Annotated in this window: 16 protein-coding genes; 7 read left to right on the plus strand and 9 right to left on the minus strand. The window is 64.2% G+C overall.

Annotation, left to right across the window (positions count from 1 at the left end):
* Positions 1 to 24: 24 nt before the first annotated feature.
* Genes rsfS through JY96_RS05000 form a run of 5 tightly spaced genes read right to left on the minus strand, consistent with a single transcriptional unit; the run spans position 25 to position 4,424 of the window.
* Positions 25 to 771, minus strand: a complete 747-nt coding sequence (rsfS, locus tag JY96_RS04980) for a ribosome silencing factor (RefSeq protein ID WP_035035478.1) — start codon at positions 769 to 771, stop codon at positions 25 to 27.
* A complete protein-coding gene (gene nadD / locus JY96_RS04985; RefSeq protein WP_235333853.1) occupies positions 772 to 1,425 on the minus strand; it encodes a nicotinate-nucleotide adenylyltransferase in 654 nt (217 codons plus the stop codon).
* 9 nt (positions 1,426 to 1,434) lie between these two features.
* Complete coding sequence (hemF, locus tag JY96_RS04990; RefSeq protein ID WP_035035479.1) at positions 1,435 to 2,361, minus strand: oxygen-dependent coproporphyrinogen oxidase; 927 nt, start codon at positions 2,359 to 2,361, stop codon at positions 1,435 to 1,437.
* A gap of 41 nt (positions 2,362 to 2,402) precedes the next feature.
* Positions 2,403 to 3,689 carry a phosphoribosylamine--glycine ligase gene (purD, locus tag JY96_RS04995; RefSeq protein ID WP_035035481.1) on the minus strand — a complete coding sequence of 429 codons (1,287 nt, stop codon included), beginning with the start codon at positions 3,687 to 3,689 and terminating at the stop codon, positions 2,403 to 2,405.
* A 12-nt stretch (positions 3,690 to 3,701) separates the two neighbouring features.
* Positions 3,702 to 4,424, minus strand: coding sequence for a YebC/PmpR family DNA-binding transcriptional regulator (locus JY96_RS05000; protein WP_035035484.1), 723 nt, complete (start codon positions 4,422 to 4,424; stop codon positions 3,702 to 3,704).
* A 218-nt stretch (positions 4,425 to 4,642) separates the two neighbouring features.
* On the opposite strand from JY96_RS05000, the gene JY96_RS05005 reads away from it, so the two are divergent.
* Complete coding sequence (locus JY96_RS05005) at positions 4,643 to 6,214, plus strand: helicase HerA-like domain-containing protein (RefSeq protein ID WP_035035486.1); 1,572 nt, start codon at positions 4,643 to 4,645, stop codon at positions 6,212 to 6,214.
* A 12-nt stretch (positions 6,215 to 6,226) separates the two neighbouring features.
* On the opposite strand, the gene JY96_RS23700 is transcribed toward JY96_RS05005, so the two are convergent.
* Positions 6,227 to 6,691 (minus strand): hypothetical protein, encoded by a 465-nt coding sequence (locus JY96_RS23700; protein WP_052162147.1) that lies wholly within the window; start codon positions 6,689 to 6,691, stop codon positions 6,227 to 6,229.
* Between the two features lie 80 nt (positions 6,692 to 6,771).
* Positions 6,772 to 8,076 (minus strand): lysophospholipid transporter LplT, encoded by a 1,305-nt coding sequence (lplT, locus tag JY96_RS05015; RefSeq protein ID WP_035035489.1) that lies wholly within the window; start codon positions 8,074 to 8,076, stop codon positions 6,772 to 6,774.
* A 212-nt stretch (positions 8,077 to 8,288) separates the two neighbouring features.
* Between lplT and alr the strand changes: the two genes are divergently transcribed.
* The 4 genes from alr (at position 8,289) to JY96_RS24105 (ending at position 13,454) form a co-directional block, all read left to right on the plus strand.
* Positions 8,289 to 9,410: an alanine racemase gene (gene alr, locus JY96_RS05020; RefSeq protein WP_035035491.1), complete on the plus strand. Its 1,122-nt coding sequence runs from the start codon at positions 8,289 to 8,291 to the stop codon at positions 9,408 to 9,410.
* A gap of 129 nt (positions 9,411 to 9,539) precedes the next feature.
* The gene (locus tag JY96_RS05025) at positions 9,540 to 10,040 is read left to right on the plus strand and encodes an acyl-CoA thioesterase (protein WP_035041294.1); all 501 of its coding nucleotides are present in this window, start codon (positions 9,540 to 9,542) and stop codon (positions 10,038 to 10,040) included.
* Between the two features lie 41 nt (positions 10,041 to 10,081).
* Positions 10,082 to 11,455: a DNA repair protein RadA gene (gene radA / locus JY96_RS05030; RefSeq protein WP_035041297.1), complete on the plus strand. Its 1,374-nt coding sequence runs from the start codon at positions 10,082 to 10,084 to the stop codon at positions 11,453 to 11,455.
* Positions 11,456 to 11,603: 148 nt separating this feature from the next.
* A complete protein-coding gene (locus tag JY96_RS24105) occupies positions 11,604 to 13,454 on the plus strand; it encodes a TonB-dependent siderophore receptor (protein ID WP_161784240.1) in 1,851 nt (616 codons plus the stop codon).
* Positions 13,455 to 13,473: 19 nt separating this feature from the next.
* Here JY96_RS24105 and murJ read toward each other — a convergent pair whose 3' ends face one another.
* Positions 13,474 to 15,036: a murein biosynthesis integral membrane protein MurJ gene (gene murJ, locus JY96_RS05040; protein WP_035035497.1), complete on the minus strand. Its 1,563-nt coding sequence runs from the start codon at positions 15,034 to 15,036 to the stop codon at positions 13,474 to 13,476.
* Between the two features lie 169 nt (positions 15,037 to 15,205).
* Here murJ and rpsT point away from each other — a divergent pair, with 169 nt between their 5' ends.
* The gene (gene rpsT / locus JY96_RS05045) at positions 15,206 to 15,499 is read left to right on the plus strand and encodes a 30S ribosomal protein S20 (protein ID WP_035035500.1); all 294 of its coding nucleotides are present in this window, start codon (positions 15,206 to 15,208) and stop codon (positions 15,497 to 15,499) included.
* A 122-nt stretch (positions 15,500 to 15,621) separates the two neighbouring features.
* On the opposite strand, the gene JY96_RS05050 is transcribed toward rpsT, so the two are convergent.
* Positions 15,622 to 15,969 carry a DUF3579 domain-containing protein gene (locus tag JY96_RS05050; protein WP_052162148.1) on the minus strand — a complete coding sequence of 116 codons (348 nt, stop codon included), beginning with the start codon at positions 15,967 to 15,969 and terminating at the stop codon, positions 15,622 to 15,624.
* Between the two features lie 472 nt (positions 15,970 to 16,441).
* Here JY96_RS05050 and JY96_RS05055 point away from each other — a divergent pair, with 472 nt between their 5' ends.
* A complete protein-coding gene (locus JY96_RS05055) occupies positions 16,442 to 17,644 on the plus strand; it encodes an aspartate aminotransferase family protein (protein WP_035035504.1) in 1,203 nt (400 codons plus the stop codon).
* Positions 17,645 to 17,655 lie beyond the last annotated feature (11 nt).

The following is a 17,655-nucleotide window of genomic DNA, read 5'->3' on the forward strand; positions in this document are numbered from 1 at the left end:
TACTGCACCGACGTCAACAGGGGCTCAACGCGCCGACTTCCTGGGGGCAGCCTTCTTGGCGGCCACCTTCTTCACGGCCACCTTGCGGGCGACGGCCTTCTTGGCCGCCACTTTCTTGACCGCGACCTTGCGGGCTGGCGCCTTCTTGGCCTCCGGCGCGTTCACCACGATCTTCTTGACGGAGCTGGCGGCTTTCTTGGCTGCGACCTTCTTGGCCACAACCTTCTTGGCTGCCGGCTTGGGCGCAGCGGCACCCGCCTTGCTCACGGCCTTTTTCGCAGCGGGCGCCTTCTTGGCAGCCACCTTGCGGCTCGGCGTCGTCGTCGCGGCCTTCTTGGCTGCGGTGGTCTTGCCCGCGGCCTTCTTGGGCTTCACGGGCGCCTCGCCTTCATCTGGCTCGGAGGCCTTGACCAGGCCGGTCTTGCCCGCATTGAGCTTGATCGCCACGGGCTTCTCGCCCCAGATCTCTTCGAGCTGGTAGTACTGGCGAATAGCAGGCTGCATGATGTGCACGACGGCCGCGGCGCAGTCCACGATGATCCACTCACCGTTGTCTTCGCCTTCGGTGCGCATCACCTGGAAACCTGCTGCCTTGACCGCCTGACGCACGCTGGAGGACAGCGCCTTGGTCTGACGGTTGGAAGAGCCGGTTGCGATGATCACACGCTCGAACAAGGGCGAGATGTGCTCGGTGTTGAACACGACGATGTCTTGGGCCTTGACATCTTCCAGACCATCGACGATGGCGCGTTGCAGTTTACGGATGTCCATTCAGCGGGGGGCGCCACCAGGGGCGTAGAGTTGATGGGTTGCAATATAACGCGCCACCGGTGCGGACACCAGTTCCGGCGCGAGGGTCAAAGGATCTTCGCCACGGGCAAGCCGGGCGCGGATATCGGTCGAGGACACGTTCAAGGGCGGCAGGGGCAACTCCACCACCCGGTGCGGGAGGCCGGCCAGCGCCTTGGGCGCAGCAGGCAGATCATGCCCTCTGCAGGCCACCGCCAGCGTCAGCGCTTGCAACAATTCGTGCCAGCCCTGCCAAGTCGGGAAGTTGGCGTACTGGTCCTGGCCGATGATCAAGAACCAGTCGGTGGGCTCGGCGGCCGTGCTTTGTAGCATCCGCACGGTGTCCCGCGTGTAAGAAGGGCCATCGCGATTCAGCTCGATGGGATCGACGACGAAACGCGGCTCATGGGCTGTCGCCGCTTGCACCATGGCCAGGCGGTGCCCGGGGGCGGCAAGCTGCCGGGCCTTCTGCCAGGGCTGCCCGACCGGGATCCAGCGAACCTCGTCAAGCTGCAGGTGCCTCAAGGCGGTCTCTGCCAGCTCGACGTGCGCGCGGTGCACCGGATCAAAGCTGCCGCCCATCAGGCCCACGCGTCGGCGCGCGGCGGCTTCAGGCAAGGGGGGAGAAGATGTCAACAAACGGCCTCAGACCCAATCCCGCGCAGGCAGGAAGTCGGTGTAGAGCGCAGCCTCGGCACTGCCTGGCGCGGGGTGCCAGTCATAACGCCACTTCACGATGGGTGGCATCGACATCAGGATGCTCTCGGTGCGGCCACCGGACTGCAGGCCGAACAGCGTGCCGCGGTCCCACACCAGGTTGAACTCGACATAACGGCCGCGGCGATACGCCTGGAAGTCACGCTCTCGCTCACCATAGGGCTGGTCACGGCGGCGCTGCAGGATGGGCAGGTAGGCCTGCGTGAAGGCATCGCCCACCGCGCGGATCATGGCGAAACCGCCTTCAAAGCCCAGTTCGGAGAAGTCGTCAAAGAAGACGCCACCCACGCCTCGTGCCTCGTTGCGGTGCTTGAGGAAGAAGTACTCGTCGCACCACTTCTTGAAGCGCGGGTACTTGTCTTCACCAAAGGGTGCCAATGCGTCCTTGCAGACCTGGTGGAAGTGACGGGCATCCTCGGCCTGGCCGTAGTAGGGCGTGAGGTCCATGCCGCCGCCGAACCAGGCCACCACCGAACCATCGGGCTTGTGGGCCGCCAGCATGCGCACGTTCATGTGCACCGTGGGCGCATACGGGTTGCGCGGGTGGAACACCAGCGACACACCCATGGCCTCGAACGGGCAGCCCGCCAGTTCGGGCCGGTGCTGCGTGGCCGAAGGCGGCAGGCTCGGGCCCTTCACGTGCGAGAAGTTGCAGCCGCCGCGCTCCAGCACGGTGCCCTCTTCCACCAGGCGCGAGCAGCCATCACCCTGCAGGCGCTCCTGCGGGCCGCGCACCCAGGCATCCTTCACAAAGGGCGTGCCATCTTCGGCTTCGAAGGCGGCCACGATGCGGTCTTGCAGATCCAGCAGGTACTGGCGAACGGCGTCGGTGTTCAAGGCGGGCGTGGTGCTCATGAAGGCTTGCAGGTAGAGGCCAAAACGGGGTCAGCGTGCAATCAACGGGCCTTGATGGCGCGCCAGCCGATGTCGGTGCGGAACTGCATGCCGTCGAACTGGATGCCCCGCATGTAGTCGTAGGCTCGCTGCTGCGCCAGCTTGGCGGACTCGCCCAAGGCCGTCACACACAGCACGCGACCACCGCTGGTGCGCACCTGGCCGTCTTCACCCATGGTCGTGCCGGCATGGAACACCATGGCGTCATCGGCTTCAGCGGGCAGGCCAGTGATCACGTCACCCTTCTTCGGGTCCAGCGGGTAGCCGCCTGCGGCCATCACCACACCCAGTGCAAAGCGGCGATCCCATTGCAGCTCGACCTGGTCCAGCGTGCCATCGGTGGCGGCCATGAACACGTCGATCAGGTCGCTCTTCAAGCGCATCATGATGGGCTGGGTTTCAGGGTCGCCCATGCGGCAGTTGAACTCCAGCGTCTTGGGGTTGCCGTTGGCGTCGATCATCAGGCCGGCGTACAGGAAGCCCGTGAACGGGATGCCGTCCTTGGCCATGCCGGCCAGCGTCGGGTTGATGATCTCGTGCATGGCCTTGGCGTGCACATTGGGCGTCACCACGGGGGCCGGCGAATACGCGCCCATGCCACCGGTGTTGGGGCCGGCATCGGCATCCAGCAGGCGCTTGTGGTCCTGGCTGGTGGCCATCACGGCCACGTTCTTGCCATCGGCCAGCACGATGAAGCTGGCTTCTTCACCTTCGAGGAACTCTTCGATCACCACGCGGGCGCCGCCAGCGTTGTGCTGCACCCCCAGCTTGTTGTCGAGCAGCATCCAGTCCACCGCCTGATGGGCTTCGTCCAGCGTCATGGCCACGACAACGCCCTTGCCCGCGGCCAGACCGTCGGCCTTGATCACGATGGGCGCACCGTGCTTGTCCACGAAGGCGTGGGCTGCCGCAGCGTCGGTGAAGGTCTCGTAGAACGCCGTGGGAATGCCATGGCGCTTCATGAAGTCCTTGGCAAAGGCCTTGGAGCTCTCCAGCTGGGCGGCCTTCTGCGTGGGCCCGAAGATGCGCAGGCCACGCGCGCGGAACTCGTCCACCACGCCAGCAGCCAAAGGAGCCTCAGGGCCCACGACGGTCAGGCTGATCTTGTTGTCCTGCGCGAAGTCGGCCAGCGCCTTCACATCGGTGATAGGCACATTGACCAGGTGCGGATCACGCGCCGTGCCGCCATTGCCCGGCGCCACATAGACCTTGGTGGCCTTGGGTGACTGGGCCAGCTTCCAGGCCAGGGCGTGCTCACGGCCACCCGAGCCGATGACAAGAATATTCATGCTTTACTCAATTCAGTTCAGTTCGGCGTTGTGGAACACGTCCTGGACGTCGTCCAGGTCTTCCAGCACGTCCAGCAGTTTCTGCATGCGGGCGGCTTCGTCGCCCGTCAGCTCGATGGTGTTCTCGGCGCGCATGGTCACTTCGGCCATTTCAGGTTTCATGCCAGCACCTTCCAGGGCGTTCTTCACCGCTTCAAATTCGGCGGGGCTGCTCAGCACCTCGATCGAGCCGTCTTCATGGGTGATCACGTCGTCGGCGCCGGCTTCCAGGGCCACTTCCATGACCTTGTCTTCGTTCACGCCGGGCGCAAACAGCATCTGCCCCACATGCTTGAACTGGAAGGCCACCGAGCCTTCGGTGCCCAGGTTGCCACCGTGCTTGCTGAAAGCATGGCGCACTTCGGCCACCGTGCGCACACGGTTGTCGGTCATGCAGTCCACGATGACGGCCGCGCCACCAATGCCGTAGCCTTCGTAGCGAATTTCTTCGTACGTGACGCCATCGAGGTTGCCCGTGGCCTTGTCCACGTTGCGCTTGATGTTGTCGGCCGGCATGTTGGCCGCCTTCGCCTTTTCAATGGCCAGGCGCAGACGCGGGTTCATGTTGATATCGGCGCCACCGGCACGGGCCGCCACGATGATTTCACGCGTGATGCGGGTCCAGATCTTGCCGCGCTTTTCGTCCTGACGGCCCTTGCGGTGTTGGATATTGGCCCACTTGGAATGACCGGCCATGGCGTGTTGCTCCGGGTGATAGTCTGTTTTTGAACGACAGAACGCGCACCGGCACAGCGCCGGTGCGCGCACAAAAAATGCTCAGCCAAAGCTGAGTGATACTGTGATTTTACCTTTCGGCCGGGTTGACCCTGATCAGGTTCTGCTCAGAATGGCCCACCTGTCCGTTTTTCACCCATCCAGCACCCGCTCGACAACCTTTCAGGCGCCCCACCACCATGGCCGACCCCATCCTGCTTGCCCGGAACAAAGACACCGAATGCCACCTGCTGCCGGCCCTGGCCAACCGCCACGGCTTGATCACCGGCGCCACGGGTACCGGCAAGACGATCACCCTGCAGTCGCTGGCCGAGAGCCTGTCCAAAGCGGGCGTGCCCGTCTTCATGGCAGACATCAAGGGCGACCTGACCGGGATCTCGCAAACCGGTGCCGTGTCACCCAAGCTGGCCGGCATCCTGGCTGAGCGGGGCCTCGATACGCCCGAGCCCCTGGCCTGCCCCACCACGCTGTGGGACGTGTTCGGTGAGCAAGGCCACCCGGTGCGCGCCACCGTGTCCGACATGGGCCCGCTGCTGCTGTCGCGCATGCTCAATCTGAACGACACCCAGCAAGGCGTGCTGCAACTGGTGTTCAAGATCGCCGACGACAACGGCCTGCTCCTGCTGGATCTGAAGGACCTGCGCGCCATGCTCCAGCACGTGGGCGACAACGCCAGCCAGTTCACCACCGAGTACGGCAACATCAGCGCCGCCAGCGTGGGGGCCATCCAGCGCGGCCTGCTGCAGATCGAGGAGCAAGGCGGCGACAAGTTCTTCGGCGAGCCCATGCTCAACATCGGCGACTTCATGCAGACGGTGGATGGCAAGGGCGTGATCAACATCCTGGCCGCCGACAAGCTGATGAACGCGCCCCGCCTGTACGCCACTTTCCTGCTGTGGATGCTGTCGGAGTTGTTCGAAACCCTGCCCGAGGTGGGTGACCTGGACAAGCCCAAGCTGGTGTTCTTCTTTGACGAAGCCCACTTGCTGTTCAAGGATGCGCCATCGGCCCTGGTGGAGCGCATCGAACTGGTGGTGCGCCTGGTGCGCTCCAAGGGCGTGGGCGTCTACTTCGTGACCCAGAACCCGCTGGACGTGCCCGACACCGTGCTGGGCCAACTGGGCAACCGCGTGCAGCACGCCTTGCGCGCCTTCACGCCACGGGACCAGAAGGCCGTGAAGGCCGCTGCCGAGACCATGCGCGCCAAGCCCGGACTGGACATCGAAACCGCCATCACCGAACTGGCCGTGGGCGAGGCCCTGGTCAGCCTGCTGGACGACAAGGGCCGCCCCAGCATCACCGAGCGCGTGTTTGTGCTGCCCCCCGGCAGCCAGATCGGGCCGATCACGCCCGAGCAGCGCAAGGCCTTGCTGGCCAACTCCCTGGTGGCTGGCGCGTACGAAAAGATGGTCGACCGCGAATCGGCTTACGAGAAACTCAAGGGCCGTGCGGCGGCCTCACCCACCAGCGCGCAGGCAGGCAGCAACGAGCCCAAGTCCATGCGCGAAGAGGCCGCCGAAGCCATGAAGGGTGGTGCCGCAGACGCCGCGACAGGTGCTGCAGGTGCCAGCACTGGCGGCTGGCTGGGTGACATCACCGACGGCCTGCTCAAAGGCAGCGGCCGCAAGGACTCGATCCTGGAAACCGTGGCCAAATCGGCCGCGCGCACCATTGGCTCGAGCGTGGGCCGCGAGATCATCCGCGGCGTGCTGGGCTCGATCCTGGGTGGATCAAGCAGCCGCCGACGTTAAACCGCACACCGATCAACGGCCGTGGCTCCAGCCGCGGCCACCATCGTCACGCCCATACCCATCGCGAGGCACCATCATGCGCTGGTCGCCACGCGGGCCATCGTTCCAGGCGTAGCGATCTTCGTCATGATGATGATGGCGATGCCAACCCCAGGCCCAGGGGCCACGCGGTTCGCAGCGGCGGGGTTCCTGGTACACCACCACAGGCGCAGGCATGTACACCGGGCGGGGCTGGACCACCACGGCTGGCGGCGCATACACGACCGGTGCTGGCGCGTACACCACAGGGGCGGGCGCATAAACGCCATGGCGCGTGTTGGAAACTGCTGTCGACACGTAACCCATGCCTTGCACAGGCGCATTGACGTTCACCGCCCAGTAAACGCCGCCACCTGCGTGGGCACTGGCCGAGGCCGCCACGAAGCCGGCCACCAGGGCCAGGCGGGACAGGGTTGCAATACGAGAGGTGGTGTTCATGAGAGTCTCCTTGTGAGCTCTCAACGGGCCAGCCACCGTTCTGGCTGACCTGAGTTTGTAAATCTGTGTAGCCAGCCGTATCAGTGGCGCGAGTGGCCGTCGCCATGATGGTGGCCATCACTGCGGGCCAGGGCCATCAACTGGTCGACCTCGTCCTTGTACACGATGGTATTGCGGCGGTGCCACAGGCCGATCAGCCCCATGAAGGACGCCACCACCAGGCCAAACACCGTGATCGCGCCAAAGGCCGACAGCCCCATGGATGTGGCGCCGGCATACAGCCCGCCCAGGGCCAGGATGCAGGCCTGCTCGTTGAAGTTCTGCACCGCGATCGAGCGCCCGGCGCCCATCAGGTTGTGGCCACGGTGCTGCAGCAAGGCGTTCATCGGCACCACCAGATAGCCCACGGTGGCACCCAGCAAAATCAGGAAAGGCACAGCCATGGTCAAACTGGTGATGACGTTCAGCCCCAGCATCAGCACGCCCATGAGCACGCCCAGGGGGATGAGCTTGGTGGCCAGTTCCAGCCGCATGGACACCGACGCGACCACAGCGCTCACTGCCGTGCCCAGCACCACCACCCCGGCCAGCGACGAGGCCTGCGTCGTGGAATAACCCAGCGCGGCTGCGGCCCAGGGGAACACGATCACGCGCATATTGCCCGACACCCCCCACACCAGGGTCGTGCTGGCCAGCGAGATCTGGCCCAGCTTGTCTTTCCACAGGCGGGCGTTGCACTGCCAGAAGTCGCGCAGCAACTCCATCAGGTTGCCGCTCATGGGTTGCAGCACCGCGTCCGTGCGCGGGATGCGCAGGTTGAACAAGGCGGCAATCATGTACAGCACGATCATGGACGAGACCGCGGCCTGCCAGGGCTGGGTCACGCCCGTATCGATCACCGGGAAGTCAAAACCCAGCAAGATGGATGACAGCTTGACCCCGACCAACTGCCCACCCAGCAGCACACCCAGGATGATGGAGGCGACCGTCAACCCCTCGATCCAGCCATTGGCCTTCACCAGTTGAGAGGGCGGCAGCAATTCGGTGAGGATGCCGTACTTGGCCGGCGAGTAAGCCGCCGCACCCAACCCCACCACGGCGTAAGCCAGCAGGGGGTGCAGCCCGAACAGCATCAGCAGGCAACCAATGACCTTGATGCTGTTGGACAGGAACATGACCTTGCCCTTGGGCAAGGCATCCGCGAACGCCCCGACAAAAGGCGCCAGCACCACATAGAACAGCGCAAACATGGGTGCCAGGAAGGGCATCTGCCACGCGGGCGCATGGCTGGTTTTCAGCAGTTCAATCGCGCCAACCAGCAAGGCGTTGTCGGCCAGCGAGCTGAAAAACTGCGCCGCCATGATCGTGAAAAAGCCTTTTTTCATGCGCGAGCGTCGTCGGGAAGGTTCATATCTGATCGATTCAAATCCTGCCTGATAGACATGTCCGCGCCGAAATCTCGTTGATCACATCAAAGGCCGCCGGTTATAGCACGGCACCCCGACGGCTTGCCGGGGCACGCCGGGATTCCTGCCACGGCGCCACGCAAACAGGGGCCTGGCAAGCCCGACTTGGCGAGGCTGGCAAAATAGCACCCATGCCGCGCCCGCTTGAAGCCCTGATCCACCTCGACGCCCTCCACCACAACCTGCAGCGCGCCCGCGAATGCGCCCCCGACGCCAGCGTCTGGGCCGTCGTCAAGGCCAACGGGTATGGGCACGGGCTACAGCGCGTCTACGAAGGGCTGCGCGCTGCCGACGGTTTTGCCCTGCTGGACATCGCCGAAGCGAAGAAGCTGCGCGAACTCGACTGGCGCGGCCCCATCCTGCTGCTCGAAGGTGTGTTCGACGCCCGCGATCTGGAATGGTGCTCGCGCCTGGGGCTGTGGCACGTGGTGCACTGCGATGAGCAGATCGACTGGCTGGCCGCCCACAAGACCGAATGGCCCCACCGTGTCTTCCTCAAGATGAACACGGGCATGAACCGCCTGGGTTTCAAGCCGCACGCCTTCCGCAACGCCTGGGCCCGCCTGAGTGCCCTGCCCCAGGTGGACGAAGTCTCGCTGATGACGCATTTTTCAGATGCTGACAGCCCGCGCGGCATCGCGCATCAAATGGCCGTGTTCCAGCAACACGCGGGCGACCTCAGCGGCGAGCGCAGCCTGTGCAACAGCGCGGGCACCCTGCGTTACGCCAGTGACCCGGCCGTGCGCGGCGACTGGGTCCGCCCCGGGGTGATGCTGTATGGCGCCGCCCCCGATTACCCCGAGCACGACGTCACGCACTGGGGCCTCAAGCCCGCCATGACGCTGCAGTCCAAAATCATCGGCATCCAGCACCTGGAAGCGGGCGACACCGTGGGCTACGGCAGCCGTTTCACGGCCGACAAGCCCATGCGCATCGGCGTGGTGGCCTGCGGTTATGCAGACGGCTACCCGCGGCACGCGCCAGATGGCACGCCCGTGCTGGTGGATGGGCAGCGCACCGGCCTGGTCGGCCGCGTGTCCATGGACATGATGTGCGTGGACCTCAGCCACCTGCCCGAAGCCCAGATGGGCAGCCCGGTGACGCTGTGGGGCATCGCGCCCCACCACGGCGACCACGCGGCGCAGTTGTCGATTGACGAAGTGGCCCACCGTTGCGGCACGATCGGGTACGAGCTGATGTGCGCGGTGTCGCCGCGCGTGCCCGTCCAGGTGCTCAACCACCCCTTCCCCTGATCTTTTCAGCCACCAAAATGGCGCGTTCGATCCGCCATCAGGCACCAGTTCGGCACACTACTTGCGTCTGACTGGTGCTTTTTGATTGCTTGCACAACAATGGACATCGCTGCGGAACGACACATGGACATCGACCACCAACGCCACCAACTGCGCATGACGGTGCTGATGACACCGGACATGGCCAACTTCTCTGGCAATGTGCACGGGGGCACCATCCTCAAGCTGCTGGACCAGGTGGCCTATGCCTGCGCCAGCCGCTATGCCGGTTGTTATGTGGTGACCCTGTCGGTGGACCAGGTCACCTTCCGCCAACCCATCCACGTCGGTGAGCTGGTCACCTTCCTGGCCTCGGTCAACTACACGGGCACCTCGTCCATGGAGATCGGCATCAAGGTGATCGCCGAGAACATCCGCACGCAGGTGGTGAGGCATGCCCAGAGCTGCTTTTTCACCATGGTGGCGGTGGACGACAACTCCAAGCCCACCCCGGTGACCCCGCTGACACCCGCCACACCCGATGAGGTACGCCGCTTCAATGCCGCCAAGCTGCGCAGACAGTTGCGCCAGGAGCTGGAGCAGCGTTTCAAGGCCATCCAGGCCGAGAGCAGCGGGCAAGCACCAAGCTGATCCCGCCAGGTGAGGTGTGAGCCATGCCCGACAATGTCGGCATGGCCAAGGAAAAAACCGTCTACACCTGCAGCGAATGCGGGGGCATCAGCCCGAAGTGGCTGGGCAAGTGCCCCAGCTGCAACGCCTGGAACACACTGGAAGAAACACGCGCCGAGCCTGCAGCGGGCAAGAACCGCATGCAGGCGCTGGCCCGCGGACTGAATGCCGCCCAACCGGTCACCACCCTGTCCGAAATTGAAGCGGCGGACGTCTCCCGCACGCCCACCGGGCTGGAAGAGCTGGACCGCGTGCTGGGCGGCGGCATCGTCGCCGGTGGCGTGGTGCTGATTGGCGGCGACCCGGGCATCGGCAAGTCCACCTTGCTGCTGCAGGCGCTGGACGCGCTGTCTCGCCAGATGCCCGTGCTGTATGTGACCGGTGAAGAAAGCGGCGCCCAGGTCGCCCTGCGCGCCCAAAGGCTGGGGCTGGATGGCAGCCACGTGCGTGTGCAGGCCGAAATCCAGCTGGAAAACATCATCGCCACGCTGAACGCCGAGAAACCCGCCTTCTGCGTGATCGACTCGATCCAGACGGTGTTCTCGGATCAACTCACCTCGGCGCCCGGTTCGGTGGCCCAGGTCCGTGAATGCGCCGCGCACCTGACCCGTGTCGCCAAGTCCAGCGGCTGCACCATGGTCCTGGTGGGCCACGTGACCAAAGAAGGCGCACTGGCCGGCCCGCGCGTGCTGGAGCACATCGTGGACACGGTGCTGTACTTCGAAGGCGACACGCACAGCAGCTTCCGCCTGATCCGCGCCATCAAGAACCGCTTTGGCGCGGTCAACGAAATCGGCGTGTTCGCCATGACGGACAAGGGCCTCAAGGGCGTGACCAACCCCAGCGCCATCTTCCTGTCCACGCACAGCGAGCCGGTGCCGGGCTCGTGCGTGCTGGTGACGCTGGAGGGCACCCGCCCCTTGCTGGTCGAGATCCAGGCCCTGGTGGATTCAGGCGGCCCCAGCCCGCGCCGCCTGAGCGTGGGCCTGGAGCGCGACCGCCTGGCCATGCTGCTGGCCGTGCTGCACCGCCATGCGGGCATGGCCTGCTTCGATCAGGACGTGTTCGTGAACGCCGTGGGTGGCGTGCGCATCAGTGAGCCGGCGGCCGACCTGGCCGTGCTGCTGGCCATCCAGAGCAGCCTGCGCGGCCGCGCCCTGCCCAAGGGCTTCATCGCTTTTGGTGAAGTGGGCCTGGCCGGTGAAGTGCGCCCTGCCCCGCGTGGCCAGGACCGCCTGAAAGAAGCGGCCAAGCTGGGCTTCTCCATCGCGGTGGTGCCCAAGGCGAACGCCCCGAAAAAACCCCTCGATGGGCTGACCATCCACGCCGTGGAGCGCGTGGAGGAAGCCATGGAGCTCATCCGCAGCCTGAACTGACCCCGTTTCACACCGTCCCAAAAACCCGATCATGTTTCGCGCACTGTTTCCAACCCAATTTCTAAGTGGCTGTCTTGCACTTGCGTGTTTGGGCGCAGCACAGGCACAAAACATACCGCCCCCAGCTGAAGACGACGATTTCGCCAACGTGCCGAACGTGCTCACGGCCAGCCGACTCAAGCAGCCGCTCAACGAGGCGCCGGGCGCCATGACGGTGGTCGACCGCAAGACCATCCGACTGTCCGGCGCACGCACCTTGGCGGACGTGATGCGGCTGGTGCCAGGCTATATCTCGAGCGGCTGGAATGGTGCCAACCCGCTGGCGGCCTACCACCTTCCGCTGGATGACTACGGGTCACGCAACCTCGTACTGATCGATGGCAGACCGGTCTATTCGTCACTGTACCTGGGCGACACCCACCGCGGCATGATGGACGTGATGCTCGAAGACATCGAGCGCATCGAGGTGCTGCGCGGCGCCAACTCGGCGGCTTATGGCGCCAATGCCATGTTTGGCGTCATCAACATCATCACTCGACACAGTGCCGATGTTCCCACAGCAGAAGTCAGCGCCACATCCGGTAGCAACGGCATCGATGACCATCGCGTGCAACTGGGTGGCAGGCTGGGCAAGGACGCCACTTTTCGCATCTCGGCAGGCGATCAGCGCGATTGGGGCTACCTCAATGCGCATGACGACATGCACCTGAGCGTGCTGGATAGCCGACTGGACTTCAAACCCACCGAGGCGGACGACATCATGATGTCGGCGGGGATCTCCTACCTGCTTGCAGGAGAAGGTTTCGCCGACTCGCTGACCAATCCTCTGCGGACGATCCAATCCAAAGACACCTACCTCAATGCGCGCTGGCAGCATCAGGTGTCGGACACGGATCAATGGCAGCTGTCCCTCAGCTACATGGAAGACTGGAAGCAAGACCGCGCGCCTTTTGCCCTGGTACCGGAGGTAAGTATCGACTTCGGCGGCATCGGCTTCAGCAACAACCTCGAACTGCAGCGCAAGACGTCTCTGGGCGACGGGCTGCGTGCGGTGGTCGGCGCCGGATACCGTGAAGCCCAAGGGCGCTCCAAAGCCCTGTATTCAACGACGGGCACGGAGGGCTTTCACGAAGAGCGCGTTTTCGGCACCATTGAGTGGCGCGCCACACCGCACTGGCTGTTCAACGGCGGCCTCTTCATCGGAGAGCACAGCCTCGCCGGCACCTATGCCGCCCCCCGACTGATGGCGAACTGGCTGATCTCGCCAGAGCACACGCTTCGTGCTGGTGTGACCCAATCCGTGCGGACCCCAAGCCCTTTTGAGTACGCTGGCGACGTGCGTTACGAGTTCAACGGCATGCTGCTGGGCGAGACCTGGAAAGCCCGTGGCGGCGTGAAACCAGAGCGGCTCAACAGCCAGGAAATTGGCTACCTGGGCCGGTTTGCCGCCAGCCAGCTCACGCTGGATGTACGCGCCTACCACGAGCAGATGAAGTCGTTCATCCGAAACACCTCATACAACAACGATTTCAAGCTGCCGTTCACCACGGGCTTGAGCGACTACGAAAACTTCCAGGGCTTTGATCTGGTGGGCATCGAATACCAGATGCGCTGGAAACCCGTCAGCTCAGGCGAGTTATGGCTCAATCAGAGCTTCGAGCATCTCAACTGGGATTTTTCGGATTTCAATCGAGACAAAGAGCGTTTTCCGCCGGAGCACGCCACCACCATCGCCTGGTTTCAGCAACTGCCTGCCGGCATGGAATTGAGCGTCATCCACCAGGTGACAGGCAGCATGACCTGGCGCCATACCGACAACTGGATCAGGGCCACGCACCGCACCGACGTCCGCTTGGCATACCCATTCCGCCTCAACAACATGCGTGCAGAACTGTCCTGTACCGCGCAGTCCGTTCAAGGCGATCAGCCCACCTTCCTGACAAGCAGGCAATTCATGGTGCCGCGCCGGAGTTTCGTGCAGTTCAAGCTGGAGATCTGAACGCCGAACAACGCCGTGTTCAGCCCTTGATCGCCTGCCGCAGGTTCAGGCCCGAGGCCATCAAGGTGCCGAAATACACCACGGCGGCAGCCAACATGCAGGCGGCCAGTGCACCGATGCGCAAGAAGGTGTGGGCGTGCAGGCCGATCCAGTCGATGCGCTCAGCCGCCAGCCACAGGCCCACGCCCAACAAGGCCGTGGCCACCACCACGCGCAAACTGAAGCCCGCCCAACCCGGCGACGGGCGGTAGCGCCCAGCCCTGCGCAAACCGGTCAGCAGCCAGGCTGAATTGACCAGCGAGCCCAGGCCGATGGACAAGGCCAGGCCAGCGTGCCCCAGATAAGGCACGAAGATGGCGTTGAAAATCTGCGTGATCACCAGCACGGCGATGCCGATGCGAACCGGTGTCTTGATGTCCTGCGTGGCATAGAAGCCCGGCGCCAGCACCTTCACCCCGATCAGGCCCATCAGGCCCACGCCATAACAAGACAGGGCCAGCACCGTTTGCTTGACGTCATGGGCGCTGAAGTGGCCATAGTGGTAAAGCACCGCCACCAGGGGCTTGGCAAACACCAGCAAGGCCACCGCGCAGGGTAAGGCCAGCAGCAGGACCAGACGCAAGCCGCGGTCCAGCAAGGCCGAGAACTGCACCTCGTCACCGCTGGCCTGCGCACGCGAGAGTTGCGGCAGCAGCACCACGCCCAAGGCCACGCCCAGCATGGCCGTGGGGAACTCCATCAGGCGGTCGGCATACGTGAGCCACGACACGGCCCCGGCCCCCAGGTGCGATGCAATCTGCGTGTTGACCAGCAAGGACACCTGCGACACCGACACCCCCAGCACGGCCGGCGCCATCTGGCGCAGGATACGGCCCACGCCGGGGTGCGCCCGCGCCTTGCGCCACGCTGCCAGCGTCAGGCCCACGCGAGGGATCATGCCGATCTTGAGCAAGGCCGGCACCTGCACGCCCAATTGCAGCGCACCGCCGATCATCACGCCCACCGCCAGCGCAAACACAGGTTCCACGCCGTGTGACCTGAACAGCGGTGCCACAAAGATGGCCGCGCCGATCACCGACAGGTTGAGCAGCACGGGCGTGATGGCCGGCACAGCGAAACGGCTCCAGGTGTTGAGGATGCCCGCGCTCAGCGCCACCAGCGACATGAAGCCGATGTAGGGGAACATCCAGCGCGTCATGACCACGGCGGCGTCAAAGCCCCCGCTCTCTTTCAGGCCAGAAGCCATGGCCCACACCACAAAAGGTGCGCCCACCACACCCAGCACGCACACGATGGCCAGCACCCCAAACAGCACCGTGCCGACGGCATTGACGAGGTCGTGCGTGGCCTGATCACCGTTCTTGGCGCGGCTTTCGGCGAGGATGGGGACAAAGGCCTGCGAGAACGCGCCCTCAGCGAACAGGCGGCGCAGCAGATTTGGGATGCGAAACGCCACGTTGAAAGCATCGGTGGTGGCGCTGGCGCCGAAAGCCGCCGCGATCAGCAACTCCCGAACCAGGCCGGTGATGCGTGACGCCAGGGTCAGCATGGAAACGATGGACGCGGATTTCAGCAAGCTCATCCGGGCATTATAGGAAGCGCCCCACCCCTGGCTTGGCAAGCGCGCTCAGGCAGGCTATAATCTTCGGTTTTCCAACCAACTTGGCCCTGTGGGGTGCGAATTGGCAGGTAGGGCGGGCCTGTTCGACAGGGTTCGCTGACCAGCCAGGCATTCGCAGGGCCCGAAAATCATGGCATCTGCATCCAAAGCCAAAAAGACCGTCCGTATTGCTTCGGGCCGCAAGCGCGCTCGTCAAGACGTCAAGCTGAACGCTGCCAACTCGGCTCTGCGCTCGAAGTTCCGCACCGCCGTCAAGGGTGTTCTGAAGGCTGTTCAAGCCGGCGACAAGGCCAAGGCTTCTGACGCTTTCAAGACTGCTCAAAGCGTGATCGACTCGATCGCCGACAAGGGCATCTTCCACAAGAACAAGGCCGCTCGCCACAAGAGCCGCCTGTCGGCCAAGATCAAGGCCATCGCCGCCTGATCAGGGTTCGCCCAAGCTGAAAAGCCCGCTTGAAGCGGGCTTTTTTGTGCCCGAACGAACGGGCCAGAACCATGGGCAAAACGAGGAAGCGGGGGCCATGCCCTCGCGCCAGCGCAACAGCTTCAGCGTGGCGCGTCAGGCAGCAGACAGGCTTCGACCACCTGCAAATCGTTATCACGCGCAAAGTTCATCACGAAATCCCAGGCCATGGGTTCGATGTCGCGCAGTGCTTCGTTGACGACCACGCACTTCACATTGCCCATGCTGGTGGGCACGCAATAAGGCGAGTAGCCAATGTGCGCCAGCTTGCCCATGGCCGCGCCACCTGGCCGGAAACTGGACATGGCACCGGCCAACCGCTCGGCCCAGTCACTGGGGCGAAAGGTGCGACCTTGGCTCGTGATGCCTTGGATGAAGATCTCGCGGGGTTTGGAGGGCGTGGGGGGTGGGGATGTAGGGGTCGCCGACACGTTAGCGCTTCCGACGGGCTGTGCAATGGGTAAATTGACAGGCGCAGCAGCAGATTGTGTCTGGCGACTGCGGGGAACAAGAGCCGACTCGGGCGGGTAACCCTGGCCTGGCACCTTGGTGATGGACACGGCTTCTGTGAGCGTTTCCATGCGAGACAGTCCTCCATTGTCGCCAACACTGTGATGTACCGCAACATTGATGCCAAGAGCCCGTGCCCCGGACTGGGTCACGACTTGACACCCGTTCGCGCACAACCCTCGGCGCACGCCCTGTTCATATCGGATGACATGGCACGAGCTTGATGCCTCATGCCCTGTTATGGCGCAAGACAAAGCGGAAATCGCTGGTGCCTGGCGCATGCAACACGCGCCGCCGGATTCCAGCCGCCGCGCCTTTTACATAGAATGTGTCCTGGCGCAGTGCCTGCTGCGCCTTTTTTCTTTTCGCAACTGAACCTGAGAACCCGTTGCCATGACTGCTCCCGTGTCGATGCCCCATGTGATGCCCACCTACGGCCGCCTGCCCATTGCGCTTTCGCATGGTGAAGGTGTTCGCGTCTGGGACACCGAAGGGCGACGCTACCTGGATGCGCTCTCGGGCATCGCGGTCAACACCCTGGGCCACAAGCACCCCAAGCTCGTCCCCGCCCTGCAGGATCAGATCGAGAAGATGATCCACTGCTGCAACTACTACCAGGTGCCGCTGCAGGAAGAACTCGCCCGCTTGCTGGTCGAGCGTTCGGGCATGACCAACGTGTTCTTCTGCAACTCCGGCCTGGAAGCCAACGAGGCGGCGCTGAAGATTGCGCGCAAGTACGGCCATGAAAAAGGCATCGACCGCGCTGAAGTGGTCGTGTACGAGAAGGCCTTCCACGGCCGCTCGATCGCCACGCTGTCGGCCACCGGCAACCCCAAGGTGCACGCCGGTTTCGAGCCGCTGGTCGAAGGCTTTGTGCGCGTGCCGCTCAATGACATCGCCGCGCTGGAAGCAGTCGCCAACACCCACCCGAACGTGACGGCCGTGTTCCTGGAAGTGATCCAGGGCGAAGGCGGCATCAACGCCGCCCGCACCGAGTACCTGCAGGCCGTGCGCGCCTTGTGCGACAAGCAAGGCTGGCTGCTGATGCTTGACGAAGTGCAATGCGGCATGGGCCGCACCGGCAAGTGGTTTGCCCACCAGTGGGCCGGCATCCAGCCCGACGTGATGCCCCTGGCCAAGGGGCTGGGCTCCGGTGTACCTATCGGCGCGGTGGTGTGCGGGCCCAAGGCTGCCAATGTGCTGCAGCCCGGCAACCATGGCACCACCTTCGGCGGCAACCCTCTGGCCATGCGTGCCGGCGTCGAAACCATCAAGATCATGGAAGAAGAGCAACTGCTGGCGCACGCTGACCGCGTGGGCAAGCACCTGCATGACGCCCTGGTGCGCGAGTTGGGCGAGCTCAAGGGCGTGGCCGAGATCCGCGGCCAGGGCCTGATGATCGGCATAGAGCTCGACCGCCCCTGCGGCGTGCTGCTGCAGCGCGCCGTGGACGCCGGCCTGCTCTTGAGCATCACGGCCGACAAGGTCATCCGATTGCTGCCGGCCCTGATCATCACGGCGGAGGAAGCCGACGAGATCGTCGCCATCCTCGCGCCGCTGGTCAAGGCCTTCCTGTCTGAAACAAGCGCTGCTTAAACTGACGTCTG

Origin of the sequence: Aquabacterium sp. NJ1 (genome assembly GCF_000768065.1) — a bacterium.
Classification (GTDB): Bacteria; Pseudomonadota; Gammaproteobacteria; order Burkholderiales; family Burkholderiaceae_C; genus Aquabacterium.

What these genes read in the sequence shown, in the direction of transcription:
- radA (WP_035041297.1), top strand. Translation starts at nt 10,082, where the DNA reads ATGGCCAAGGAAAAAACCGTCTACACCTGCAGCGAATGCGGGGGCATC.
- hemF (WP_035035479.1), bottom strand. Translation starts at nt 2,361, where the DNA reads ATGAGCACCACGCCCGCCTTGAACACCGACGCCGTTCGCCAGTACCTG.
- JY96_RS05055 (WP_035035504.1), top strand. Translation starts at nt 16,442, where the DNA reads ATGACTGCTCCCGTGTCGATGCCCCATGTGATGCCCACCTACGGCCGC.
- lplT (WP_035035489.1), bottom strand. Translation starts at nt 8,076, where the DNA reads ATGAAAAAAGGCTTTTTCACGATCATGGCGGCGCAGTTTTTCAGCTCG.
- JY96_RS05000 (WP_035035484.1), bottom strand. Translation starts at nt 4,424, where the DNA reads ATGGCCGGTCATTCCAAGTGGGCCAATATCCAACACCGCAAGGGCCGT.
- rpsT (WP_035035500.1), top strand. Translation starts at nt 15,206, where the DNA reads ATGGCATCTGCATCCAAAGCCAAAAAGACCGTCCGTATTGCTTCGGGC.
- JY96_RS05005 (WP_035035486.1), top strand. Translation starts at nt 4,643, where the DNA reads ATGGCCGACCCCATCCTGCTTGCCCGGAACAAAGACACCGAATGCCAC.
- murJ (WP_035035497.1), bottom strand. Translation starts at nt 15,036, where the DNA reads ATGAGCTTGCTGAAATCCGCGTCCATCGTTTCCATGCTGACCCTGGCG.
- JY96_RS23700 (WP_052162147.1), bottom strand. Translation starts at nt 6,691, where the DNA reads ATGAACACCACCTCTCGTATTGCAACCCTGTCCCGCCTGGCCCTGGTG.
- purD (WP_035035481.1), bottom strand. Translation starts at nt 3,689, where the DNA reads ATGAATATTCTTGTCATCGGCTCGGGTGGCCGTGAGCACGCCCTGGCC.
- alr (WP_035035491.1), top strand. Translation starts at nt 8,289, where the DNA reads ATGCCGCGCCCGCTTGAAGCCCTGATCCACCTCGACGCCCTCCACCAC.
- rsfS (WP_035035478.1), bottom strand. Translation starts at nt 771, where the DNA reads ATGGACATCCGTAAACTGCAACGCGCCATCGTCGATGGTCTGGAAGAT.